4 protein-coding genes are annotated in these 26,935 nt (G+C 70.1%); 2 read left to right on the top strand and 2 right to left on the bottom strand.

Going from position 1 to position 26,935, the window contains the following annotated elements; genetic code table 11:
* Positions 1 to 29: 29 nt before the first annotated feature.
* Positions 30 to 1,289, bottom strand: a complete 1,260-nt coding sequence (locus WMF24_RS37050) for a metallophosphoesterase family protein (RefSeq protein WP_437732172.1) — start codon at positions 1,287 to 1,289, stop codon at positions 30 to 32.
* 311 nt (positions 1,290 to 1,600) lie between these two features.
* Here WMF24_RS37050 and WMF24_RS37045 point away from each other — a divergent pair, with 311 nt between their 5' ends.
* Together WMF24_RS37045 and WMF24_RS37040 are read left to right on the top strand one after the other, a co-directional pair.
* A complete protein-coding gene (locus WMF24_RS37045; RefSeq protein ID WP_437732171.1) occupies positions 1,601 to 2,887 on the top strand; it encodes an NTP/NDP exchange transporter in 1,287 nt (428 codons plus the stop codon).
* An 86-nt stretch (positions 2,888 to 2,973) separates the two neighbouring features.
* Complete coding sequence (locus WMF24_RS37040; RefSeq protein ID WP_437732170.1) at positions 2,974 to 4,044, top strand: matrixin family metalloprotease; 1,071 nt, start codon at positions 2,974 to 2,976, stop codon at positions 4,042 to 4,044.
* Here the strand turns inward: WMF24_RS37040 and WMF24_RS37035 are convergent.
* Positions 4,041 to 25,418 carry a hypothetical protein gene (locus WMF24_RS37035; RefSeq protein WP_437732169.1) on the bottom strand — a complete coding sequence of 7,126 codons (21,378 nt, stop codon included), beginning with the start codon at positions 25,416 to 25,418 and terminating at the stop codon, positions 4,041 to 4,043. The genes WMF24_RS37040 and WMF24_RS37035 overlap by 4 nt on opposite strands.
* Positions 25,419 to 26,935: the final 1,517 nt, after the last annotated feature.

Raw genomic sequence — 26,935 nt, 5'->3', positions numbered from 1 at the left:
GGCGCTCCCCTGCATGATCCGGCGGGCGCTCAGGGCGCCTCGCCGGCGCCGAGCAGCCGCGAGATCAGCGTGTGCTCGACGTCGTCGAGCGCCTCGCGAAGGAACGCGGGGTCGTCGAGGCGGATCGCGTCGTCGCCCTCGCGCGCCTCGGCGGGGAGCTTGTTCTTGAGGCTCCCGAACTCGCGGAGCAGCGAGGAGAGGCTCGCCTCGTCGTCGCGCAGCGCGCGCAGCGACCGCGTGAGCTGGCCGATCGCGTCGTCCCGCTCCTCGAGCGCGCCCACCTCGAGCGGGGCGAGCGTGCGGGAGAGCACGCGCTCGATCCAGAGCCCGCCGCCGAGGTCGTTGGCGATCGCGCGGATCTGCCCTGTCCAGCGCTCGAAATCGGCGCGGAGCGCGGCGTGGGCGGGCGTCGCGCCGCACAGGATCACCCGCGCGGCGAGCGTGCGCCCGTCGGCCTCGGCAAGGCGCTGCTCTAGCTGCTCCCGCGTCAGGTCCACGATGTCGTCGGCGCTCGCGGCCGGGGAGAGATCGACCTCGCAGGCGCACCAGCGCACGACGTCGAGGGCGCGGTGCTCGACCGAGGTGATGCGGCCCTCGTCCACGGAGACGAGCAGGGCGCCCTTCTCGCCCGTCTCGCGGGCGTGGCGGCCCTGGAGGTTGCCGGGAAAGGCGATGTACGGGTCCTCCGAGAGCACCTCGCGGGTGTGCACGTGGCCGAGCGCCCAGTAGTCGTACCGCTTGCCGACCAGCGTGTTCAGGCTGCAAGGAGCGTAGTTGTCGTGGCCCTCGCGGCCGCCGAGGCAGGTGTGGAGCATGCCGATGTTGAAGAGCCCCGTCAGCGCGTCGGGGTAGCCCGCCGCGAGATCGTCGGTGACGGCCTTCGTCGCGAAGCTCTGGCCGTGGACGGCGACGCCCAGCCGGTCGAACACGACCGACTCGGGGCGGCGGGGGTCGAGCCGCCGGGCGTTCTCGGGGAGCTCCAGGTGACGGGTGATGTTGCTCTCGGCGTCGTGGTTTCCGTAGAGGAGCACGACCTCCACCCGGGCGGCGCGCAGCCGGGAGAGCTGCGAGGCGAAGAACAGGCCTGTGCTGTAGTCCTTCCAGTCGCCGTCGTAGATGTCGCCCGCGAGGAGCAGGAGGTCGACCTCCTCGTTGAGGCAGAGGCTCACGAGGTTCTCGAGCGCGCGGCGGGTCGCCCCGCGGATCTGCTCGACGGGGGCGCCGGGGTAACGGTCGAGCCCGCGGAGCGGGCTGTCGATGTGGAGGTCGGCGGCGTGGACGAACTTCATGGCTGGAGCGGCCCGAGCTTAGCCGCTTCTCGCCGGGAGCGCTGCTCATCTGACGAGTACCGCGCGACGCGCCGCGCGCGGTGTCCCGGGGCCGCCGCCGAGGCCGGGCGCCGGGGGCTGTCGGCGTCCGGGCTCGTCCGGGGGCGGTGCGGGCGCCGTGTCGAGCGCGTCCGCGGCGGCCCGCCTCCCGAGGGCCGGTCGCCTTGACGCGCGCGGCGGGCCGTCATGCAGTGATCGCCGATGCAGCGCCCGACGAAACGCCCCGCGCCGCCCGCCGCGCGACGTCCCCGGCGGGGCAGGGCGGTGGCGCGGTGAGCTCGGCGGCCGCGCTGCTCCGGCGGATGTGCGATGTGAGGGAGGGCGAGGTCCCCGCGCTGCTCTGGAGCTTCGCGTACTTCTTCTGCGTCCTGTGCGGCTATTACATGCTGCGGCCGGTCCGCGAGGAGATGGGCATCTCCGGCGGCATGGACAGGCTGCCGTGGCTGTTCACGGCGGTCTTCGCGACGATGCTCGCGGCCGTGCCCGCCTTCTCCGCGCTCGTGGCGCGCATGCCGCGGCGGCGGTTCATCCCTGTCGTCTACCGCTTCTTCGCGTCGAACCTGCTCGTGTTCTTCGGGCTCCTCGCGCTGGGAGCGCCGCGCGCCGAGGTGGGCAAGGTCTTCTATGTCTGGCTGAGCGTCTTCAACCTGTTCGTCGTGTCCGTCTTCTGGGGGTTCATGGCGGATATCTGGCGCAGCGAGCAGGGCAAGCGCCTCTTCGGCTTCATCGCCGCGGGCGGCAGCGCCGGCGCGCTCGCCGGCTCGTTCGTGACGGCGGCGCAGGCCAGGCAGATCGGCACCGCGAACCTCCTCCTCGTGTCGGCGGCGCTGCTCGAGCTCGCCGTGCTGTGCGTCGGCCGGCTGAACCGACTCGCCGGGCGGCACGACGGCGCGGAGGCGCAGGGCGGCGGGGGCGGGGAGGAGCGCATCGGCGGGGGCGCGCTCCGCGGCGTCGAGCTCGTCGCCAAGTCACCGTATTTGCTCGGGATCTGCGCCCAGACGCTCTTCCAGTCCGCCACCGCGACGGTGCTCTATTTCGAGCAGGCGCGCATCGTGTCGCTGGCGTCGATGGATCCCGCGCGGCGGACCGCGATGTTCGCCACCATCGATCTCACCGTGAACGTGCTGACGATCGCGATCCAGGCGCTCGTGACGGGGCGGCTCATCACGCGGGCGGGGCTCGGGGTCGCGCTCGCGGTGGTCCCGGCGCTGACGGGCGTCGGGCTCGTCGCGCTGGCGGTGCGGCCCACGCTCTGGGCGATCACCGCGCTCCAGGGGCTCCGCCGGTCGGTCCACTACGCGGTGGACCGACCGGCGCGCGAGGTCCTGTTCACGGTGGTCGCGCGGGAGGAGAAGTACAAGGCGAAGAGCTTCATCGACACCGTCGTGTTCCGCGGCGGGGACGCCGCGAGCGCGTGGGCGCTGACGGGGCTGTCGGCGCTCGGGCTCACGGCGTCGGGGCTGGCGCTGGCGACGGCGCCGGTCGCCGTCGTGTGGCTCGCGCTGAACCGCTGGCTCGCGAAGCGGCAGGCGGAGCGCGCCCGCAACGAGGCGGGGTGATCCGGCGCGAACGTCGCGGCGCGACGGATACCGGTCCAGCGCTTGCGCCGGAGGCTGTCCCGGGGTTTGTTCTTCGGATGTCCCGCATGAGCTTGCCTGCACCTTACGGACGCACCGTCGCCGCGCTCGCGGCGGCCGGCATCGCCGCGTGGCCTTCGAGCGCGAGCGCCTACTGCGTGACGGAGACGTGCGTCTCCTCCGAGTGCACGGCGGAGGAGATCGGGCAGAAGAAGCCGGAGTGCGTCACGTCGTATTACCGCTGCGATCCGATCGAGACCTGCCCGAGCACCTGCGAATGGGGCCAGACCTGCCCGCTGGCGCCGAGCGACAAGCCGTGCACCCACCCGCCCGAGGCGAAGTGGACGTGCTCGACGATCCGGTGGAATCGCACGTGCATGGGCTACGCCCTTCACGACGTCGGATCGAGGTATTTCGATTTTGACACGATCCGGAGGACGGTGGACGAGGCGTTCGCCACCTGGGCCAGCGTGGAGTGCCCGGGCGGTGGAAAGCCAGGCTTCGCCGTGCAGTACATGGGCGACGTCTCGTGCGGCGACGTGGAGTACAACGTCCGCGCGGGCAACGCGAACGTGTTCACGTTCCGAGACGATCGCTGGCCGCGCGCCCCGCAGCAGATCGCGCTGACGACGCAGATCTTCAACACCCGCGACGGGGAGATCTACAACGCGGACGTCGAGATGAACACGGCGTGCTATCAGCTCAATCCGGCCATCGCGCTCGATCCGGGGAGCGGCGGCGAGGACGACGGGTGCGCCTCCGGCAGCCAGTTGCGTCACGATTTCCTGGCGGTCGTGACGCACGAGATGGGGCACTTTCTCGGGCTGTCGCACACGGCGCAGGGAGGGGCGACGATGGTCACCTCCTTTGGCGCCGACGAGACCGTGTTCCGCTCGATCGAGCAGGATGACATCAACGGCATCTGCGCCCTGTTCCCGCCCGCGGAGGTGGATCCCGTGGCGTGCAACCCGATCCCGAGGCACGGGTTCTCGCCCGAGTGCGGGGCGGAGCAGGTCACGGGTTGCAGCGTCGGCGGGGCGCCCCGCGGCGGGGGCGGCGGCGCGGGATGGCTGGTCGGGCTGAGCGGCGCGGCGATCGCCGCGGCCGCGCGAGGAGGGCGCCGGCGCGGCCGGGCCTAGCGGACGCACGTGCAGGCGGAGTGCCCGTCGTCGGGGGCGTCTTCGCCCTGCTCGCCCTTGTCGACGACCTTCGCGTCCATGCCGAGCTGCTGCAGGAGCTCGGTGACCAGCGCGATGGCCTCCCGCTTGTCCGCCAGCGTGCGCGGGGAGGACCACGCGCCGCTCTTCGCGACGAGCGTCCTCACAAGGGCGTCGATCGGCGCGGGGATGCTCTCGGCGCCGTCGAGGGCAGCCGGCGCGTCGGTCGCTCGCGCGGCCGGCGCCTCGCGGGGCGAGCCGTCCGCTCGGGCGATCTCGGCGCTCGCGGCGGGGGCAGCGGCCGCGGTCTGCGCGCCGGCGTCGCCGTCGCTGGCGGCGCTCTGCGGCCTGTAGCCGGCGAGCTCGTCCGCCGCGTCGTCGCCCGAGAAGAGCTCCTGCCGGTCGAACTCTCTCCGGATCTGCTCGGCCGACAGGACCTTGCCGCCGATGCTCTGAAAGCCTCCGGCGACCTTCGCGAGCTTGTTCACCTCGCTGGGCAGCGGGAAGATGAACTCCGTGCCCTCCTGGACCCGGATGTTCGTCGTCTTGCGGACCGTCCGCTCGCGCTCGTTGACGGGCGTCATCCTGTCGCGGTTGAGCTCGAGGAAGAGGTTCATCAAGGTCGGCGTGAACGTGAAGTTGAACCGCTTGCAGTAGCCGTCGAAGACGAGCGTATACGGCGTTGTGTGCTGCCCCGCGGCTTGCCGGCCGGTCGACGGCCGCGTCCAGCGCAGCACGGCGCGACGCGCCCCTGGACTCCCGGCCTGGTCTCCGTGCGAGGGGCCCGCGTCTTCCGGGCCGGGCACGAGGCGCACCCCCCACGTGCCGAGCGATCTCTGCGCAGGACCGGGATCACCCTCCTCGAAAGCCCTCCTGTCGAGCTCCGAGAGATCGAGGGTCGCGACGAGATCCGTGGGCTCCAGCGGCTGCTGGAGCGGCCGGCCTTCGAGCGCCCTCCGGAGCAGGCGTCGCGCCGCGTCCGCGGGGCCGCGCTCACCGGGCTCCCTGGGCGCTGAGCGGATGTCGGGATACCCGTTCATCCTGGCGATGAGGTCCATGCTCGCCACGCTCAGCGGCATGGCGTCGATCGAGCCGAGATCTCCGAGCCTCGGCAGCGCCAGGCTGAGATCGCGGCCTGTGCTCAGGATCTTCTCGATCTCGGTCTCGCTCGGCGCTTGATTGAACTCGCTGGCCAGGGACTCTGCCAGCTCTTGCTCGGTCGTCGGGGCCACGCCGAACCCGCTGAACACCTGCGCTTGGGCGTCGTCGCGCCCCATGTACATCGCGTTCTCGCCGCTCCAGAAGCCCTCCGGGTGGCGCTTGACGTAGAGCTCGTGGTTCTTGATGTAGTACCAGCCGCCGCGCTTCGCGGGGCGCGAGCTCGGGGCGTTGCGCAGGCCCGCCCCGCCGCGGGTCATCTCCGCCCGCTCCTCCTCGTCCAGCGTCGCGCTCTCGGGCTCGAAGAAGCGCTGGAGCGGGTTCTGGGCGCTGAAGTCGCGCTGGAGCATGAGCCGATTCTCATCCGGGACGTCGTTGTCCTCGCCTCCGAACATCCGGTCGAAGTCCTCGTCCCCGACCGCGCGCAGGATCGTGCGGTAGTTGATCGCCTGCATCGTGGTGCCGCACTCGGCGACCGTGAGGTGCTCCTCGGGGCTGAAGAACCCCCGCAGCGCCTCGCTGGCGCTCACGCCGGGCTTCAGCCGCCAGGTGTAGCTGCTCTGCTTCTCGAAATGGTCCGGGTTGAGGAAGCCGGTCCGGGCATCCGCGAGATCCTCTCTGACGCCGGCGTCTCGCGCGACGCTCGTCAGCTCGTCGAGGTAGTCGCTGGGCACGTTGAACGAGTAATGGACCTTGTTCGACCCGTGGAGCAGGTGCATGCCCTGGACGTTGGTGTGCGCCAGCCGCGCGGGCTCAGGCATCCCCGCGTCGGAGTCCCCGGACTCGAGCTGATCGCGCGCCCACTGGTCGAACTCGTCCCGCGCGCTCTGCGACTCGTCGAGCGCTGGCTGCGAGGCGTGGTGCTGCTGATCGAGATCGAGCGAGCCTGCGTCGGACGCGCCCCCCTCGTCATCGCTGTCCGCGTGCCCCAGCGACTCCAGCTCGGACAGGAGCTCCGATTCCAGCAAATCGGCGTCGGACGGCTCGGATTCCTCGAGCCTCGCCAGGAGATCTCTCAGCCTGTCTGCGTAGTTGATGTTGAAGCGACCCAGCCGGCGCAGCGCGACGGGCGCTCTCTCCGGGTGCTCGTCGTGGAGGCGAAGCAAGAGCCTCGCGGGCTCGGCCGAGAGCGCGCTGATGACGTTGCGCAGCTCCTCGGCGCGCTGGATACCGTAGAGCTCGCCGAGCCACGGGCGCACCGCCTCGTTGAAGCGGCGCCAGTCCGCCACGCTGTCGAAGTCCTGCACGCGGAGCGTCATGCCGGTCAGCACGTCATCGGGGCCGCGGGGGGCCGGCGGTTGCACCTCGGCGATGGCGCTCGTCGACGGCGCCCGCGCCGGGGGGCGCGTTCCGTAGGCGAACGCCGCGAAGATCTTCGGCATGTCCGCCTTGTCGACCCGCACGGGGAACGTCTGCCCCCACGAGTGGATCGGCACGATGAAGGAGTCGCCGTGGGACGTGATCTCGCCGTCGATCGCGACCATGTGCGCGCTGGACGCGTCGATCTCGGCGATCCGCGCGATCGTCCCGGGATCGCGGGGGGTCGAGGGGCTGGCCTTGTGCTCCTCCGCTGCGTCCCGGAGCGCCTTGCCGTTCATCACGGTGGCGAGCGCGAACCCTCCCTGGCCGGTCTGCCGCAGGACCTCGTTGACGCGCGCGATGTCGTACCCTCCGGGGGAGGCGCTCGTCATGATCCGGGCGTCCGCGCCGAGGGCGACGTTCATGAGGGTCGCGGCCGACCTCGCCGAGAGCAGCAGATCGCCTTGCGCGGCGACGACGCCGGGCTGCGCGGCGTCGTCGGTCTGCTTCTCGTGCCGGGCGACGGTGTCCTCTCCGAGCAACTCGACGAGACCCCGGGTGAGCAGGTGGTCGAGGAGGTGGACGTCGAGCTCCTTTCGGGCTGCGTCTTGCCCCTTCAGGCTGTCGCGCTTGGCCCCGGCCGTCTTGAGGCCGTTGACGAGCAGCCGGGTCGGCGCGGGGCCGAGGGGTCGAGGGATCTCGCCCGTGAGCAGGCGCCGGACGAGGTCGAGGCCCTCGCTGAGCGCCACATCGCCCGAGCCCTGCTGTCCGCCGAAGGCGCCGTCCACGGGCGCCTTCGCGAGGTGGCCGAGCCGCGTGCCGGTGAAGAGCGCGACCACCAGGTGCGCGGCCGTGGCGAGATCGTTCTTCAGCGTGGTGTAGAGGACGCTGTGCAGCGCGCAGCTGGCAAAGGCCGATTGCGACAGCGAGGCAGGGTCCTGGAGGAGCGTGCTCAACCGCTCGACGATCGGCGGGCTGACCCCCTGCATCTCGAGCAGCCGGCCGAGCAGCTCGGCGGCCTGCTTCCTGTGCTCGCCGGTCGCCGGGCGGGGCCACGCGCTGCTCTGCTCGCTGATCGTCTGGATCAGCGCATCGAGCGCGCTGTCCTGGGTCTGCGTGCGTTGCTCGGCCTCGGCCGTGCCGTCGGTGGTCGGGGCAGGGGTGCCGAGCGCGCCCTGCGCGGCGGGGAGCGCCGCGGCCAGGGGCTGCGACGGCGTGCGCGCTGGCTCGATCGTCGATCCCGCAGCGCCGTTGTACCCGGCCAGCCTGTCCTCCGCGTTCTGCGCGGGGCCCGGCGGGGGCGGAGGCGGGGGCGGCGGCTGCTGGAGAGCCCCAGGGGGCAGCGCAGGCGGCTGCTGGAAAGGCCCAGGGGGCGGCGGAGGCGGCGGGGGCGGCGGCTGCTGGAGAGCCCCAGGGGGCAGCGCAGGCGGCTGCTGGAAAGGCCCAGGGGGCGGCGGAGGCGGCGGGGGCGGCGGCTGCTGGAGAGCCCCAGGGGGCAGCGCAGGCGGCTGCAGGAAAGTCCCAGGGAGCGGCGGCGGCGGTGGGGGCGGCGGCTGCGGGAAAGCCCCAGAGGGCGGCGGCGGGAACACCCCGGGCGCCGGTGCCACGCCCGGATCGGCGGCCACCGGCGTGGGGATCGCCGTGGAGGATGCCTGGGCGGCGATCAACGACGCCTGCAGACCCGATCCGGACGCGCGTGCGCTCGGGGCCGGCTGCGACGCCGGCGCATCGCGCTCCATCAGCAGCCTGGAGACCTCGTCGAGGAGCTCATCGGTCAGCCGACCGCGGTCGCTCGTCGGCGCGAAGCTTCCGAATGTCTTGAGCTCGATCTCGAGCTCGCGCTGACCCGGGAGCTTCTCGCGCGCGTCCGTCGCGTCGGCGCTCGATGGAGCGGACAGGCGACTCGCCCGGGGCCTGAGGTCGGCGAGGGCCGCGATCCAGGCCGCGCTGAGCTGCCTGCGCATCTCCGGCGTCACGCGAAGGAGCAACCCCGTGCCGAACAGCTCGCGGCTCATCCGGACGAACGCCTTGCGGTCGAGGCTTCGCGTCTTCCTGGGCGAGGTGATGAGGGTGCCCTTCATGTAGTCGTCGCTCTCGCCTCGGAGGGCCAGGAAGCTCAACGAGAGATACGAAGCGAGCACGTGATCGAGGTGCGCGTCGCCTGGCGCGCCGCGCTCGGAGCGCGTGCGGACGATGGAGCGGTACTGCTCGGCGATGTCCGATGCCTCGGGCTTCGGGGCGCTCGGTCGGTGAGGGTCGAACGGGAGCTGCTCGGGGGCCTCATGTCCTTCTCGGTACCGGTCCTTCACCTCCGTCAGGATCGCCTGCATCTGGGAGAGCACGTCGTCGAGGGTGGGGAATCTGGGCGACGTTAGATTCTCCGGTATCAGGTGCCCCGCGGCGAAGAACTTCTCGATGAGGCGCTCCTTCGGCTCCTGGCCGATCGTCACGCGCGTGCCGACGCCGGAGATGCCGAGGAACGTGCTGGTCACGAGCCCGAAGCTGTCGAGCTGCAGCACGTCCAGGTTCTTCAGGTGCTGCTCGATCGAGGCGTCCTTCATCAGGAACGGCAGCCCCCTCCTGTACGGCGCGCCGCCGCCCCTCGGGAACAGCTGCTCCGCGACGAACGCGGCGTTGTCCGACGCGACCCGGATCATCCCGAGCTCATGAGCGCTGGCGTGCTTCAGGACGTGGGTGAAGAACTGCCACTCGTCGCGCGACGTGTTGCCGTCGGTCTCGATGCTCTCGAGGAAAGCGCTGCTCTCCGGAGGGCCGCCTTCCGAGCGGAGCAGGGTGACCGCGCCTCCCATCACCTTCGCGCTGCCGAGGCCCTGGTACTTCTGGTAGCTCCTGGCCAGGAAGATCTGGAGCTTTCCCTTCTCCACCAGGTCGGCGAGCGCACCGACCACATGATCGACGTGGGTGGGATCGCCGGGCGCCTCTGGCTCCGCCTGGATCGTCGTATCGAGGACCAGCGAGACCGTGCTCACGCCGTCCGGCTTCTGGGCCTCGAAGCGCTCGACCCGCTCGCGCACCTCGCGGATGACGTCCTCCGGCGAGGTGGGCTCGCTGAGGGGTGAGCTCGGGTCCAGGGTGGCGAACACGATGCCGGCGTCACGCTCCTTGTCCCGCGCGGCGATGCGGGCTTGCGCGGCGAGGACCTCGGGGACCTCGAAGTAATTCGCCTGCTCGCGGTCGTTGTCCAGCAGGTGGACGCTCTCGCCGCTGCTCCGCCGCGCCGCCTCGAGCGCGGTCACGAGCGCATCCATCCCGCTCCAGGCAGGGCGAATCAGGCGGTTCACGCCCTCGGCCTCGGCGAGCTCCTTCACCTCCCGATTGCGCTGGTCCTGGACAAGCCGCTCGCCCTCGATGATGTCGTCCGGCTCATACGGATGTGCCGCGGCGAGCACGAGGAAGAGCTCGTCGACCAGCAGGTCGTAGTAGGGCATGACGCGCGCGCTGCTGTCCCTGAACACGTAAAAGATCGGGAGGAGGCGCTCGATGTTCGTCAACGCCTCGTGAACGAGCTTCCCGTGACGGAACGCGCCGTCGGGGCGCTCCGCGACGCCGCGGAGACCCTCGAGCAGCGACACCGCGGTCTTGAAGATGAACCGCATCGACGAAAAGGAGTCGGCGATGCTCTGCAGATTCTCGAAATCTTCGCTGTTCAGGATCCGAGCGAGCCTGCCGACGTTATCGATGTTGCTGTCGAGGGCGAGCTCGCCCGCCATGGGCTCCACGTACCTGTACACCTGGTAGGTCGACGGCGTCGCCCCCACGTGTTTCAGGTAGTTCCGGATCCTCTCGGACGGCGCTTCGCCGGGGTCATTGCTGCTCCCGCTGGCGAGGGCGACCTCGAGGACATGGATCCCTGGCGTGCCGGGGATGATCTCGGCAGATGTCAGGACTCCCTGGTCGAGGAGAGGCTGGATGCGTTCGACGGCGCTCCTGGAGTTGACAAGGAAATAGGCCTTGCTGGCGTCGCGCGTCCGCCCCTTGTCCTGAAGGATCTTCTGCGTGGCACGATTGAAGACGCCGAGCGCTCCTCTCTTCTTGGGGTCGTCGTAGGCGTCCCGCAAATACGAGGTGCTGAGCTCGTGCTCGACGGCGATGCCGGGCTGCCAGTCCCGCGGCGTCCAGGTCGAGATCACGCGCATTCCGTAGAGCGCCGCCAGCGGGTGCCTGTCGACGGTCGTCAGCTCGTCTCGCCGGGTCCTTGTGTACGGAGTGTCTTTGTCCCCGCTGGTCTGCTCGGCGACGCGCCGCGCGGTGAGCACGGCCCGGCTGATCACCGCGAGGGCCTCGGTCTGCTGCTGATCGGACCCGTCCTCCCCGCTGTCCGCATCGGGCAGATGCCCTGCCAGCATGTCCTCCGGGGCACCCTCGGGCGGAGCACGCCGCTCGTCGCCCCCCGGCTGCTTCGCTGGACCTCCCGACCGCTGCGCGGCGTCCTGGAGCTCCTGCGGCGGCTGGGTGCGGGGGCCGACGAGCTCGTGGAGCGCCTCCTTCCCTCGTTGCTTCAGTTCTTGCTCGAACCTGTCCGCGCGGTCCTTGAGGGTCTTTGCCCAGTCGCTCCCGAGCTTGCCGAGGTCGACGGTGCGGGCGTTCTTGATCTGCTCGTCGCCGATCTTGTCCTGCTTGAGGCCGCCGACGCTGGAGATGGGGTTGGCGGTCTTCTCGGTGGAGCGCCAGTTGTGGACGTAGCCGACGGTGCTGGGGGCGCCAGGCCCCGTCGTCTCGAGGCCGATCTGGAGCGCGCCGGCCCTGCCCGGCCTGGGCGGGCGGTAGCCGATGAACAGGTGTCCGTGGGCGCCGTCGGGCACGATGACGTCGCCGTTGAAGTCCTTGAGTCCGAGGCCGCCGACGGCGAGGTTGATGCCGTAGAGCTCGGTGTCGTCGAGCTTGGCCAGGATGGCGGCGTACTGCCCGCCCTGCTCCTTGAACTTGCCATCGTCGAGCGCCATGTGGTGCGTCCCGAAGCTGCGCTTGAACACGCCGGGCATGGGGTTGCCCTTGCTGTCGGTGATGCCGAGGTGCTCTGTGAGCGCGTACGGCGCGGTGCCGGCGGGGATCTGGACGTTGACGCGGCCGCCGTGGGACAGGAGCTTGGCGACGGGCACGCCCTCCGGCGGGACATGGCTCTTGGCGCTGTCGTCGTAGATCTCGGCGCCTGCCTGGAGCAAGTGGAAGATGTTCTTGAGCACCGTGAGCGACTGCCCGTGCCGCTCGACGACCTCGTCCTTCGAGAGCTTCTTGCCCTTCTTCTTCGGGTCGAGCACGGCGCCCTTGTCGATGGCGGTGCTCGCATCGTCGTTGGGCTCGGTGTACTCGAGGGTCCTGGACCACTCTTCCACGATGCCCTTGTCGATGAGCTGCTCGAGCTCCCGCTTCCTCGCCGGGTCGGTCGTGTGCTTCGCCTCCATGGACAGGGCAACGGCCGCCGGAGGAGTCCCCTCGAAGCGCTTGCCGGCCTCGCCGCCCTTCATCTGGCGCGAGACGTAGCTGGCGAGCACGACCTTGCTCGCCTTGTGGAGCTGGTGGAAGCCGCGGAACCGCTCGGGGTTGTCGCTCAGGTCGCTCGACAGGTACTGCTCGATCTCGCCGCGCGTGAGCATGCCGGCGGCGTTGAGCCAGCTCTGCCCCTGGGGGGTGGAGGAGAGCTGCTCGAAGGCGCTCCACTCGGCGTCGCTGAGCAGCGTTCCCTTGGGGAAGCGCCCGCCGATCTGCTCCTTCGCCTTCCCTGGATCGCTCGGGAAGCCCCCCGCGCGCAGCTCGTTGGCGATCGCGGGGAGACCGCGCTTCGCCAGCTCGCGCTTCACGAAGCCCGTGTCGGGCCGCCAGATGGTCTTCTTGACGGCCTTGTCGACGATCCAGGTCACCTCCTCGACCGGGGTGGAGGTCGCCGGATCCGGCGCCCTCTCCGACGGCGGCTCCGGCTCCTCCTCGATCGCGTCGGCTTGCGATTGCGGGTCGGCGGCCTCGTCCCCGCCGTCCAGCGGAGGGTTATACCCTGCCTGCGTGTCCGCCAGAGGTTGCTCTCGAGCGGGGGCGGTGGGCGACGGCGCTCGCGGCGGGAGAGCGGTCCCGTAGGTGATCGCCGCAAACACCTTCGGGATATCCTGCTTGTTTACCCGCACGGGGAAGGTGCGCCCCCAGGACTGGATCGGCACGAGGATGGAGTCGCCGTCCTCCGTGATCGGGCCGTCGATCGGGGCATGGTGCGGCGTGGTCGTGGCGGTCACGCCGAGCCGCGGGGCGTCCCCGGGAGCGTGAGGAGCCGTGGAGCTGGCCTCATGCTCCTTCGCCGCGTTCCACAGCGCCTCGCCGTCCACCACGGTGGCGACCGCGAAGCCTGCCTGATCCGTTTGCCGCAGGGCCTCGTTGAGGCGCGCGATGTCGTGACCCCCGGGCGAGCTGTGGGTCATGACGCTGGCGTTCGCGCCGAGCGCCGAGCCGAAGAGGCTCGCGACCGACTTCGCCGAGGCCAGCAGGTCGCCCTGAGCCGCCGCGATGCCGTCCTGCTGGACGCCGTCGGTCTGCTGCTCGAGCTTCGCCACGGCGTCGGGGCCGAGCATCTCGACGAGGCCGCGGGCGAGCAGGTGGTCGAGGAGGTGGCGATCCAGCCGCTGTCGGTCCCTGTCCGTCTTCAGGCTGTCGCTCTTGGCCTTGGCGGTCCGGAGGCCGTTGACGAGCGGCCTCGTGGGGGCCGGGCCGAGCGATTGCGGGACCTCTCCCGTCATCACGCGCCGGATGAGGTCGAGGCCGTCGCTGAGCGGCTTGCCCGCGCCCTGCGGTCCGAACGTGCTGGCCCCAGGGGCGCTGGCGAGCTTGCCGAGCAGCTTGCCCGTGAAGAGCGCGGCGACCAGGTGCGAGGTGGTGGCGAGGTCGTTCTTCAGCGTCGGATAGAGGACGCTGACGAGCGCGCAGTTGGTGAAGGTGGATTGCGACAGCGAGGCGGGGTTCTCGATGAGCTCACGCAGCCTGTCGATGACCGACGGGTGCACGTTCTGCTGCTGGAGCAGCGCGGTCAGGAGCTCTATCGCGTCCTTCTTGCTCTCGTCGGTCGCCGGGTGCGGCCAGGTGCGGCTCTGTTGGTCGAGGGCGCCGAGCAGCTCGTCGAGCGTTTTCCCTTGGTACCGGGCGCTCGGCTCGGCCTGGACAGCGCCTCCGGCGGTGGTCGGGGTCGCGTCCGGCGCGGCGGCTCCGGCGAGCACATCGCCCGACCGGCCGACGCCGTCGTCCTGGAGCGCTTGAGGCGGCTGGGTGCGGGGGCCGAGGAGCTCGTGGAGGGCGTCTTTGCCTTTTTGCTTCAGGTCCTGCTCGAACCTGTCGGCGCGGTCCTTGAGGGTCTTTGCCCAGTCGCTCCCGAGCTTTCCGAGGTCGACGGTGCGGGCGTTCTTGGTGCTCTCGTCGCCGATCTTGTCCAGCTTGAGGCCGCCGACGCTGGTGACGGGGTTGGAGGTCTTCTCGGTGGAGCGCCAGTTGTGGGGATAGGCGACGGTGCTTGGCGCGCCCGGGCCGGTGGTCTCCATGCCGATCTGGAGCGCGCCGGGCCTGCCCGGCTTGGGCGGGCGGTAGCCGAGGAACATGTGGCCGTGGGCGCCGTCGGGCAGGATGACGTCGCCGTTGAAGTCCTTGAGTCCGAGTCCGCCGACGGCGAGGTTGATGCCGTAGAGCTCGGTGTCGTCGAACTTGGTCTTGAGGGCGGCGAGCTGGCCGCCTTGCTCCTTGAGCTTGCCAGCCGGGAACGAGGTGTGGTGGGTGCCGATGAAGCGCTTGAACACGCCGGGCATGGGGTTGCCCTTGCTGTCGGTGATGCCGAGGTGCTCTGTGAGCGCGTAGGGAGCGGTGCCGGCGGGGATCTGGACGTTGACGCGGCCGCCGTGGGACAGGAGCTTGGCGACGGGCACGTCCTCTAGCGGGACATGGCTCTTGGTGGTGCCGTCGTAGATCTCGGCGCCTTCCTGGAGCAGGTGGAAGACGTTCTTGAGCACCGTGAGCGACTGCCCGTGCCGCTTGACGACCTCGTCCTTGGAGAGCTCCTTGCCCTGTGTGAGGGTCAGGGTATTGAGGAGCGTCTTCGGAGCCCGGACGGCGCCCTTGTTGATGGCGGTGGTCGCCGCCTCGTTGGGCTGGGTGTACTCGAGGGTCTTCGACCATTCCTCGATGATGCCCTGGTCGATGAGCCTGTTGAGCTCATCTCGCCTGGCCGGGTCGGTGGTGTGCCTTGCCTCCATGGACAGGGCCAGCGCCGCGGGCGGTGTGCCCTCGTAGCGCTTGCCGGCCTCGCCGCCCTTCATCTGCCGCGAGACGTAGCTGGCGAGGATGACCTTGGTCGCGTTGTGGAGCTTGTGGAAGCCGCGGAACTGCTCGGGGTTGATGCTCTGGTCGTCCGACAGGTACGTCTCGACCTGCTCGTGGGTGAGCATGCCCGAGGCGTTGAGCCAGAGCTGGCCCTGGGGGGTGGAGGAGAGCTGCTCGAAGGCGCTCCACTCGGCGTCGCTGAGCAGCGGTCCCCTGGGGAAGCGGCCTCCGAGCCGCTCCTTGGCCGTCGTGGGGTCGGGGGGGAAGCCGCTGGCGCTCAGCTCGCTCTGGATCGCGGAGAGAGCCTGCTTGGCCCTCTCGCGGCTGAGCAGGCCGGTGTCGGTGCGCCAGATGGTCTTCTTGACGGCCTTGTCGACGATCCAGGTCACCTCCTCGACGGGGGTGGACGTCGCCGGATCCGGCGCCCTCTCCGACGGCGGCTCCGGCTCCTCCTCGATCTGGTCGAGTTGCGATTGCGGGTCGGCTGCCTTCTCCCCGCTGCTCGACCCGGGGTTGTACCCGCCCAGCATGTCCGCCGGGTCGCTGGTCTGGCCGTCACCGAGGCTGCTTGGATCGACGTTCGCGGCAGGGTTGAAGCCGGTGGTGATCGCGCTCTGGCCCGCTGCAGGCGGCCGAGGCCCGGCGTCCTGCTCGGCCCTCCGGATGTTCTCGTTGATGCGTTGCCATCTCTCGCGCCCGCTGCTGACAAGGCCCGGGAGGTCGTTGCCGAAGAAGTCGCGCACCGCCTGGGTCAGCTGCGCCCTCGGCGCGGGGTCGGGGTCGTAGTAGGACGCATACGTCTCCGCGAACCACTCGGCGGGCGTGGAGAACTGGTAGTTGGAGACGGCGTTGTTGCGGGCGTCCCGGCGGTAGCTGACCCAGTTATCGTAATGGTCGACGTGGTAGATGCGGCCGTCGACCTCGAGCTTCGATGCCCCGCCGTCGTCCAGCGTCCACGGCTGGGCCATGGCGAACTTGACGGTGTCGACGGCCTTTTCGAGCTTCTTCTGCAGGTCTCGGTTCTCGGAGGCGGCGTCGGCGGGGAAGTCCTCCAGGGGCGTCATGTCCTCGCGCCGCGAGGGGGCATGGAGGAGGGAAGCGAAGAGCTTGACCAGGGAGGTGCCGTCGGTCTCGCTGTTCGCCTCCTCGTCGGTGATGCCCACCTTGGCGAAGATGGCGCGGGCGACGTCCTCCATGTCCCGCGTGTTGGAGTGCACCCTCCAGCCGCCGAACCGGTCGTCGCCGGCGAAGTTCCCCTTCCAGTCGATCAGCTTGTCGATGGAGTGGGCGATCTCGTGGCGCATGGTCCACTTGATCAGGTTGCCGTTGGCGAGCACGTCGGAGACGCCGCCCATGACGTGGCGGTCTTCGGTGATGCCGAGCGCCCTGTCCTGCTCCCTGGTGACGCCGTCGTAGCCCCGGATGGCGCCGCGATCCATGCGCTTTCGCTGCCAGTCCCAGCGCCGGTTGAGCCGGCTGTAGAGGAAGGTGGGGACCTTCGGGGGATTGACGATGTTGATGGTGTCGGTGAGCTCGTCGTACGCGCTCGCCGCCTGCTCCGAGGAGATGTCGCGGATGATCTTCCGCAGCGTCGGACTGCCGGTGACGTGCTCGGGCGGCAGCGCGCCGAGGGCCTTCTCGACGTGGTCGAGCATCTTGTGCGAGAGGTGCTCGCCGCCGGCGTCCTCGTCCGGTCCGATCTGCAGCGCGTACTGGTCGGCGAGCGCCTGCTCGCGCTCGGCGGCGCCCTTGTTGGAGACCATCCCGGAGAACCCGTGTCCCCCGGTGCCGAGCCTCTTGCCGAGCCACGACACGGACGTGGGCGCTCGCGACGGCGGATCCGCCTCCTGGTCCGCGGCCGCTGCGGCTGCGGCGGAGCTCCCCGCGCCGGCCGCGGGCGGCCTGGACGGCGCCTGCATCCCCGTGGTGATGGCGGTGGCTGGGGTCCCGGGGCGCCGCGCGGACGGGGGCGAGGTCGTCTCTGACGTGGGCTGGCCGGGTCGCTCCGGCGCCTTCCCTCGAGCGTCCGGCGGTTCACCGGGCGGATCACGTCGCTCGTTGTCCCGCGGCTCCTGCTCGGGACCTCCCGACCCGTCCTGGAGCGCTTGCGGCGGCTGGGTGCGGGGGCCGAGGAGCTCGTGGAGGGCGTCTTTGCCTTTTTGCTTCAGCTCTCGCTCGAACCTGTCGGCGCGGTCCTTGAGGGTCTTTGCCCAGTCGCTCCCGAGCTTTCCGAGGTCGACGGTGCGGGCGTTCTTGGTGCTCTCGTCGCCGATCTTGTCCTGCTTGAGGCCGCCGACGCTGGAGATGGGGTTGGCGGTCTTCTCGGTGGAGCGCGCGTTGTGGGAGTAGGCGACGGTGCTGGGCGCGCCGGGGCCGGTGGTCTCCATGCCGATCTGGAGCGCGCCGGGCCTGCCCGGCTTGGGCGGGCGGTAGCCGATGAACATGTGTCCGTGGGCGCCGTCGGGCAGGATGACGTCGCCGTTGAAGTCCTTGAGGCCGAGGCCGCCGACGGCGAGGTTGATGCCGTAGAGCTCGGTGTCATCGAACTTGGTCTTGAGTCCGGCGAGACGGCCGCCCTCCTCCTTGAACTTGCCACCTGGGAACGAGGTGTGGTGGGTGCCGATGAAGCGCTTGAACACGCCGGGCATGGGGTTGCCCTTGCTGTCGGTGATGCCGAGGAGCTCGGTGAGCGCGTAGGGAGCGTTGCCCGCAGGGATCTGGACGTTGACGCGGCCGCCGTGGGACAGGAGCTTGGCGACGGGCACGTCCTCTAGCGGGACATGGCTCTTGGAGGCGCCGTCGTAGATCTCGGCGCCCTCCTGGAGCAGGTGGAAGACGTTCTTGAGCACCTTGAGCGACTGCCCGTGCCGCTTGATGACCTCGTCCTTCGAGAGCTCCTTGCCCTTGGTGAAGGTCAGTCTATTGAGGAGCGTCTTTGGAGCGAGCACGGCGCCCTTGTTGATGGCCGTGGTCGCCGCGTCGTTGAGCTTCGTGTACTCGAGGGTCTTCGACCATTCCTCGATGATGCCCTGATCGATGAGCCTGTTGAGCTCATCTCGCCTGGCCGGGTCTGTCGTGTGCCTGGCCTCCATGGACAGGGCCACTGCGGCCGGCGGGGTGCCCTCGACGCGCTTGCCGGCCTCGCCGCGGTTCATCTGGCGCGAGGCGTAGCTGGCGAGCACGACCTTGCTCGCATTGTAGAGCTTGTGGAAGCCGCGGAACTGCTCGGGGTTGATGCTCAGGTCGCCGGACATGTACTGCTCGACCTGCTCGTGGGTGAGCATGCCCGAGGCGTTGAGCCAGCTCTGCCCCTGGGGGGTGGAGGAGAGCTGCTCGAAGGCGCTCCACTCGGCGTCGCTGAGCAGCGGTCCTCTGGGGAAGCGCCCTCCGAGCTGCTCCCTGGCCGTCGTGGGGTCGGGGGGGAAGCCGCTGGCGCTCAGCTCGCTCTGGATCGCGGAGAGAGCCTGCTTGGCCCTCTCGCGGCTGAGCAGGCCGGTGTCGGTGCGCCAGATGGTCTTCTTGACGGCCTTGTCGACGATCCAGGTCACCTCCTCGACGGGGGTGGACGTCGCCGGATCCGGCGCCCGCTCCGACGGCGGCTCCGGCTCCTCCTCGATCGGATCGAGTTGCGACTGCGGGTCGGCTGCCTTCTCCCCGCTGCCCGACGCGGGGGTGTTTCCTGCCGGCTGGCTCGCCGGGGCGTCCTGGGGTGGGGTTCTAGGCGCGCTGTCCCGCGACGTCTCCCCGGGCGTGAGCCCGCGTCCTCCTGTGCCGAGCGGGTCGCCGCCCCCGGTGGTGAGCCCGCTCCACGCGTCCCTCCCCGGCGCCTGGTCGCTAGGAGCCTCGTTTGCAGCCGGAGCCTGTTGCCGGGCGATGTCGTCCGCAGCCGGCGTCTTGTCGCTGGCGGCGTTGTTCGCAGCCGGCGCTTGCGGCGGCAGGTAGGTTCCGTAGGTGAAGACCGGGAAGAGGGAGGGCAGCAGGTCCTTCTTCACCTTGACGGAGAAGCTCTGCTGCCACGTGTGCAGCGGGACGACGTAATGATCGCCATCCTCGGTGATCTGGCCATCGAGGACGACCTGGTGAGCGCGCGACGTGTCGCTCGTGACCGCCTCGTCGAACGGCCTGGCCGTCGTCGGATCCTTGGCGAACTGCTCCGCGCGCTCGGCGAGCCCGTCGCCGTCGAGGAACGTGGCCACGGCGAAGGGCGCCTGCTCGGGCCTCGCGAGCGTGTCGTTGATGCGGCGGACGTCGTGATTGTCCCCGTCGACCATGGTCTTGGCGTCCCCGCCGAGGATCCGGGTGAACATCGTCACCAGCGAATCGGCCGAGAGCTGCAGATCGCCGAGCTTCTTGGACGGGCCCGTCGCGTCCTTGTCGCGCGTGGCCGCCTTGTCGAGGTAACCGGGGATGACGCCGGCGGTGTACCCGGCATCGGCGTCGTACTGCTCCGGGGCGAGCTTGCTCAGCATCTTGCCGAGGCCCCGCGCCAGGAGGTAATCGAGGACGTGCTTGTCGGACCAGGCGCGCCCCTTGTTCTCGGCGTCGGCGCGCCCGGCGCCGGCCTTCTTGACGCCGTTCTGGAGCAGCTTGTTGCCGATGGGCGCGTCCTTCAGCGGGAGGTCGCCGCGGATGACGCGCTGGATGGGATCGTCGATCGCCTGGGTGCTCGTCGTCGCGCGACGTTCGCCCTGGTCGTCGAGCGAGAAATCGGCGATCTGCTCGCCGTTGCGATCGAAGAGCTTGCCGGTGAACTCGGCCGCGACCACGCGCGCGAACCCGGCCAGGTCGGACGTGAGCTGCGTGCGGAGCACGCTTTGCGGCGCGCAGATGGCGAACTCGTGCTGGGAGATGGAGTCGGGGTCGTCGATGAGCTCTTCGAGCCTGTCGACGAGCGACCTGTCCACGCCCTGAGAGCGCATGATGTCGCCGAGGAGCTTCTTGGCGTCCTGCTTGTCCGCGGCGGTGGCCGGATGAGACCAGGTCTTGCTGGCGTCGATGAGCGTCTGCAAGGCGGCCTGGGAGTTGCCCAGGCCCTCGCGGGCGGCGTCGGTCTCCCGCACCGCGCTGTCGTTGGGTGCGCGCGCGGCGTCACGCGGCGGGCTGTGCTGGGAAGCGCTTGAAGCGTCGCGAGGGGGGCTCGTCTGGGAGCCACCGTTGGCGTCGCGAGGGGGGCTGTCCTGCGGGGCGCTCGTGGCGTCGCGAGGGGGGCTCGTCTGGGAGCCACCGTTGGCGTCGCGAGGGGGGCTGTCCTGCGGGGCGCTCGTGGCGTCGCGAGGGGGGCTCGCCTGGGAGCCACCGCTGGCGTCGCGAGAGGGGCTGTCCTGCGGGGCGCCCGTGGCGTCGCGAGGGGGGCTCGCCTGGGAGCCACCGTTGGCGTCGCGAGAGGGGCTGTCCTGCGGGGCGCCCGTGGCGTCGCGAGGCGGGCTCGCCGCGCGCGAGCCGCCGGACGGGGTTCCGGTCGTGATGTCCCTGGACAGGCCGGCGGTGACCGCGCTGGGGCTCGCTGTGCTGGGGCCGGCTGAGCTCCCGGCGGGCGGCTCCGGCGGCTGGGTCCCGGTGCCCTGCTCGGCCCTCCGGATGTTCTCGTTGATGCGTTGCCATCTCTCCTGCCCGCTGCTGACCAGGCCCGGGAGGTCGTTGCCGAAGAAGTCGCGCACCGCCTGGGTCAGCTGCGCCCTCGGCGCGGGGTCGGGGTCGTAGTAGGACGCATACGTCTCCGCGAACCACTCGGCGGGCGTGGAGAACTGGTAATTGGAGACGGCGTTGTTGCGGGCGTCCTGACGATAGCTGACCCAGTTATCGTAATGGTCGACGTGGTAGATGCGGCCGTCGACCTCGAGCTTCGATGCCCCGCCGTCGTCCAGCGTCCACGGCTGGGCCATGGCGAACTTGACGGTGTCGACGGCCTTTTCGAGCTTCTTCTGCAGGTCTCGGTTCTCGGAGGCGGCGTCGGCGGGAAAGTCCTCCAGGGGCGTCATGTCCTCGCGCCGCGAGGGGGCGTGGAGGAGGGAAGCGAAGAGCTTGACCAGGGAGGTGCCGTCGGTCTCGCGGTTCGCCTCCTCGTCGGTGATGCCCACCTTGTCGAAGATGGCGCGGGCGATGTCCTCCATGTCCCGCGTGTTGGAGTGCACCCTCCAGCCGCCGAACCGGTCGTCGCCGGCGAAGTTCCCCTTCCAGTCGATCAGCTTGTCGATGGAGTGGGCGATCTCGTGGCGCATGGTCCACTTGATCAGGTTGCCGTTGGCGAGCACGTCGGACACGCCGCCCATGACGTGGCGGTCTTCGGTGATGCCGAGCGCCCTGTCCTGCTCCTTGCTGACGCCGTCGAAGTCCCGGATGGCGCCGCGATCCATGCGCTTTCGCTGCCAGTCCCAGCGCCGGTTGAGCCGGCTGTAGAGGAAGGTGGGGATCTTCGGAGGATTGACGATGTTGATGGTGTCGGTGAGCTCGTCGTACGCGCTCGCCGCCTGCTCCGAGGAGATGTCGCGGATGATCTTCCGCAGCGTCGGACTGCCGGTGACGTGCTCGGGCGGCAGCGCGCCGAGGGCCTTCTCGATATGGTCGAGCATCTTGTGCGAGAAGTGCTCGCCGCCGGCGTCTTCGTCCGGTCCAATCTGCAGCGCGTACTGGTCTGCCAGCGCCTGCTCGCGTTCGGCGGCGCCCTTGTTGGAGACCATCCCGGAGAACCCGTGTCCCCCGGTGCCGAGCCTCTTGCCGAGCCACCCGGCTTTGGCGGGCGCGGGCGGCCCGACCGGCGCCTGCATCCCCGTGGTGATCGCGGTGGCCGGGGTCGCGGCGCGCTGCGCGGGCGGCTGCGAGGTCGTCTCCGGCCGGGGCTGGCCAGGTCTCTCTGGCGCCTTCCCTTCGTCGTCGGAGTCGTCTTCGCCTTCGTCGTCGGAGTCGTCGTCGCCTTCGCCTTCGTCGTCGGAGTCGTCGTCGCCTTCGTCGTCGGAGTCGTCGTCGCCTTCGCCTTCGTCGTCGGAGTCGTCGTCGCCTTCGCCTTCGCCTTCGCCTTCGCCTTCGTCGTCGGAGTCGTCGTCGCCTTCGCCTTCGCCTTCGCCTTCGCCTTCGTCGTCGGAGTCGTCGTCGCCTTCGCCTTCGCCTTCGCCTTCGCCTTCGCCTTCGTCGTCGGAGTCGGAGTCGTCGTCGCCTTCGCCTTCGCCTTCGTCGTCGGAGTCGGAGTCGTCGCCTTCGCCTTCGTCGTCGGAGTCGTCGCCTTCGCCGTCGTCATCGGAGTCGTCGTCGCCTTCGCCTTCGTCTTCGTCGTCGGAGTCGTCGTCGCCTTCGCCTTCGTCGTCGGAGTCGTCGTCGCCTTCGCCTTCGTCGTCGGAGTCGTCGTCGCCTTCGCCTTCGCCTTTGCCTTTGCCTTCGTCGTCGGAGTCGTCGTCGCCTTCGTCCTCGGAGCCGTCATCCTCGGAGCCGTCGTCAGCCTGGTCCTCGGCGTCGTCGCGGTCCGAGTCCGCATCGCTGTGGTCGTCGTCGTCGTCGCTGCTCTGGTCCTCGTCGCCCGCGTCCTCCTCGTCTGTGTCCTGCGCATTGTTCCGGAAGAACCTCACGTCGACGCCACGCTGGATGTCTTCGAGGACCGCATCGAGCCCCTCCTGGGCGAACAAGGCTTGCTGCTCCGGAGTGAGCTGCTCGAAGAACGCGTCCCGCTTGGTCCTCGCCTGGTCCTCCATGGCCAGCAGCCCATCCTCGTAGACCCTGGCTTCGTCATCATTGAGCGCCTGCCTGAAGCGCTGCAGGTTGACGATCTCCGACTGGTAGCCAACCACCTCGAGCGCCGCCTTCTGCCGCTCGAACGCGGTCTGATGCAGATCTCGCTCGAGCGGCGGCAGGCGATCGATGTCGGCCTCCCTGCCTTCGAGATCGATGAGGTCGAGGGAGTCGTACTGGTTCGCATGAGAGAGCTCATGGGCGACGGTGAGCGCGACGCGCAGCTCCACGAGCTCCGGCGGCAAGGTGACCGTCACTCCGAAGCCGCCGGCCGGGAAGACGGTGCTCTCGAAGGGCCCCGGGCCGATGTCCGGGTCCTCGCCCGGCTTCGTGAGCCCATCGATGTCGAGATCGCGGTTGAAGGAGGCGTGATCGTCGAACCCCCAGCGGTCGAGGATCCTGTCGATGCCCGCTTGCGACGGCCTGGGGCTCGCGAGGGGGCGCGGCACGTTCTTCGGGTCGAACGTCACCATCGATTCGTGCACGTAGTCGTCGGGAAGCGCGTTCGCGACGAGATCGGAGGTGTCCTCGATGTCCTCCTCGACGCTGCTGTCGTCGCCCGACTGCAGGGGCCCCGGGCTCTTGGGCGCGGAAGCTGCGGCGGAGCCCTGTGCGCTGATCGCGGGCGACCCGGCCGGCGCCTTCACCCCGGGGATGGCCGTGGCCGGGCTCCCGGGGCCCCCCGCGGGCGGCCGCGATGTCGTTTCCGGCAGGCGCGGGCCGGGGCTCACCGGCGCCTTCCCTTCGGAGTCGTCGTCGCCTTCGTCGTCGGAGTCGGAGTCGTCGTCGCCTTCGTCGTCGGAGTCGTCGTCGCCTTCGCCTTCGCCTTCGTCGTCGGAGTCGGAGTCGTCGTCGCCTTCGTCGTCGGAGTCGTCGTCGCCTTCGCCTTCGCCTTCGTCGTCGGAGTCGGAGTCGTCGTCGCCTTCGCCTTCGCCTTCGCCTTCGTCGTCGCCTTCGCCTTCGTCGTCGGAGTCGCCTTCGTCGCCCGACTGCAGGGGCCCCGGGCTCTCGGGCGCGGAAGCTGCGGCGGAGCCCTGTGCGCCGGTCGCGGGCGACTCGGCCGGAGCCTTCACCCCGGGGGAGATGGCCGTGGCCGGGCTCCCGGGGCCCTCCGCGAGCGGCTGCGATGTGGTCTCCGGCAGGCGCGGGCCGGGGCTCTCCGGCGCCTTCCCTGGAGCGCTTTGCGTCGTCCCAGCTTCCGGGCGAGGACTCGAGGCCTCCGGCGCCTTGGCCGTCATCTGCTCCGGCGCGTCACCGGGCGTCTCGCGGGGTTCGTCGCCCTTGGGGGCTTGCTCGACCCCTCGCGTCCGCTGATCCGAGCCGCCCTGCCCGGGATCCTGGGCCCCTCGCTTCGGGTCGGACGCGGCGTCACCCGGCGGATCGCGGCGATCGCCGCGCCGCGAACCTCGCTCGGACCGATCCGACGAGCCGTCCGACTCGTCAGACGACCCATCGGACGATCCATCGGACGGCTCGGCGGTGGCGAGCGGCGCGGTATCCGGGGTGTCGTGCGGCGGAACATCGCGCGGGCCGACGAGGTTCTTGATCGCCTCTGTCGGGTTTTCCCTTACGTCTTGCTCGAACTGGTCCGCTCGGTCCTTGAGGGGCCCTTTCCAGTCGTCCCCGAACTTGCGCAGATCGACGGTGCGGGCGTTCTTGCCCTTCTCGTCGCCGATCTTGTCTTGCTTCAGGCCGCCGACGCTGGAGATGGGGTTGGCGGTCTTCTCGGTGGAGCGCCAGTTGTGGACGTAGCCGACGGTGCTGGGCGCGCCCGGGCCGGTGGTCTCGATGCCGATCTGGAGCGCGCCAAGCCTGCCCGGCTTGGGCGGGCGGTGGCCGATGAAGATGTGCCCGTGGGCGCCGTCCGGCAGGATCACGTCGCCGTTGAAGTCCTTGAGGCCGATCCCGCCGATAGCGAGGTTCATGCCGTAGAGCTCCGTGTCGTCCAGCTTGGACCGGATGGCGGCGTACTGCCCGCCCTGCTCCTTGAACTTCGTCTTGCTGAGCGACATGTGGTGCGTCCCGAAGTCGCGCTTGAACACGCCGGCCTTGGGGTTGCCGTTGCTGTCGGTGATGCCGAGGAACTCTGTCAGCGCGTAGGCCGGGCTGCCCTCGGGGATCCGGATGTTGACGCGGCCGCCGTGCGACAGGAGCTTCGCGACCGGCACGCCCTGGAGCGGGACATGGCTCTTCGTGCTGGCGTCGTAGATCTCGGCGCCGGCCTGGAGCAGGTGGAAGATGTTCTTGAGCACCTCGATCGACTGCCGGTACCGGGCGAGGGCCTCGTCCGTCGAGAGCGGCTTGGGCTCCGTGAACGTCAAGCTATCCTTGAGCGTCTTCGGAGCCAGCACGGCCCCCTGATCCATGGCGTTGATCGCGTCGTCGTTGGGCTCGGTATACTCGAGCGTCTTGGCCCATTCGTTGGCGATGTTCTGATCGATCTGCTTCTTGAGCTCGTCCCTCCTCGCCGGGTCGGTGGTGTGCCGCGCCTCCATGGACAGGGCCACCGCCTCCGGGGGGGTGCCCTCGAAGCGCTTGCCGCCTTCGCCGCTGTTCATCTGGCGCGAGACGTAGCTCGCCATGACGACCTTGCTCGGCTTGTGGAGCAGGTGGAAGCCGCGGAACTTCTCGGGGTTGTCGTCCGAGAGGTACTGCTCGATCTGGCCGTGCGTGAGCATGCCCGAGGCGTTGAGCCAGGTCTGTCCCTCCGGGGTCGAGGAGAGCTCCTTGAAGGCGTCCCACTCGGCATCGCTGAACAGCTGTCCCTTGGGGAAGCGCTTCCCGATCTGCTTCTTCGCTTCCGCGGGGTGGGAGGGGAAGCCGCCTCGGGTCAGCGGGCCGGTGAGCTTCGGGATGGCGCGCTTCGCCTTTTTGCGCATTCCTCTGCCCGTGGAGGTCCGCCACTGGCTCTTCTCGACGGCATTGTCCGTGATCCACGTGACCTTGTTGTCCTGCCCTGGGGCAGTCGTGGTGGACGAGCTGCCCGGCTGCGGTCCCGGGCGTCCACGCCCCGGCTGCCGCGAGCCCTTCCCCGCGGGCGGAGACTTCGGGGCGGAGGGGCTGGTGGGCGTGTTCTGCGCGGCGGAAGCGGGCTTTCCCGTGGCGGCGTCCTTCCCGCTGGTCTCGCCCGTCTTGGGGGAGGTCTGTGACGAGCCGTCCTTGGCGGCGGCTTCCTTCGCGGGCGACTTTCCAGAGGACTCGCCGTCCTTGGGTCCCGTGCTCCCCTGCGTCGTGGCGCTGGTGTTCCCCTGGGGAGCATTCCCCGGGAGCGGGGATGACGGCTTGGGGCGCGGCGTGGAGCCCTGGGGAAGGTCGCCGCTGGAAGGAGCGGCTTGGGGCTTGATGGGAGGCTGTGTGGTCTGCGTCGGAGCGGGCGACCCGGCGGCTTGCGGCTTGATGGGAGGCTGTGTGGTCTGCGTCGGCGCGGGCGACCCGGCGGGTTGCGGCTTGATGGGAGGCTGTGTGGTCTGCGTCGGAGCGGGCCACCCGGCGGGTTGCGGCTTGATGGGAGGCTGTGTGGTCTGCGTCGGAGCGGGCGACCCGGCGGCTTGGGGCTTGATGGGAGGCTGTGTGGTCTGCGTCGGAGCGGGCGACCCGGCGGCTTGGGGCTTGATGGGAGGCTGTGTGGTCTGCGTCGGAGCGGGCGACCCGGCGGATTGCGGCCTGATGGGAGGCTGTGTGGTCTGCGTCGGCGCGGGCGACCCGGCGGATTGCGGCCTGATGGGAGGCTGTGTGGTCTGAGCCGGAGCGGGCGACCCGGCGGATTGCGGCCTGATGGGAGGCTGTGTGGTCTGCGTCGGCGCGGGCGACCCGGCGGATTGCGGCCTGATGGGAGGCTGTGTGGTCTGAGCCGGAGCGGGCGACCCGGCGGATTGCGGCCTGATGGGAGGTTGTGTGGTCTGCGTCGGAGCGGGCGACCCGGCGGATTGCGGCCTGATGGGAGGTTGTGTGGTCTGCGTCGGAGCGGGCGACCCGGCGGATTGCGGCCTGATGGGAGGCTGTGTGGTCTGCGTCGGAGCGGGCGACCCGGCGGATTGCGGCCTGATGGGAGGCTGTGTGGTCTGAGCCGGAGCGGGCGACCCGGCGGATTGCGGCCTGATGGGAGGCTGTGTGGTCTGAGCCGGAGCGGGCGACCCGGCGGATTGCGGCCTGATGGGAGGCTGTGTGGTCTGCGTCGGAACAGGCGACCCGGCGGATTGCGGCCTGATGGGAGGCTGTGTGGTCTGCGTCGGAGCGGGCGACCCGGCGGATTGCGGCCTGATGGGAGGCTGTGTGGTCTGCGTCGGAGCGGGCGACCCGGCGGATTGCGGCCTGACGGGGACCTGCGGGGTCCCAGCGCTGCCAGAGGGCGTTGTCGAGCTGGAGAGCGCGGGAGAGGGCGACCCGCCGTGGCCCG

The sequence above is a fragment of the Sorangium sp. So ce1335 genome (assembly GCF_051521615.1).
In the GTDB taxonomy this organism is placed as follows: Bacteria; Myxococcota_A; Polyangia; order Polyangiales; family Polyangiaceae; genus Sorangium.
This window is presented reverse-complemented; position numbering and strand designations above follow the sequence as displayed.

What these genes read in the sequence shown, in the direction of transcription:
- WMF24_RS37050 (WP_437732172.1), bottom strand. Translation starts at nt 1,289, where the DNA reads ATGAAGTTCGTCCACGCCGCCGACCTCCACATCGACAGCCCGCTCCGC.
- WMF24_RS37040 (WP_437732170.1), top strand. Translation starts at nt 2,974, where the DNA reads ATGAGCTTGCCTGCACCTTACGGACGCACCGTCGCCGCGCTCGCGGCG.
- WMF24_RS37035 (WP_437732169.1), bottom strand. Translation starts at nt 25,418, where the DNA reads ATGCGCAAAAAGGCGAAGCGCGCCATCCCGAAGCTCACCGGCCCGCTG.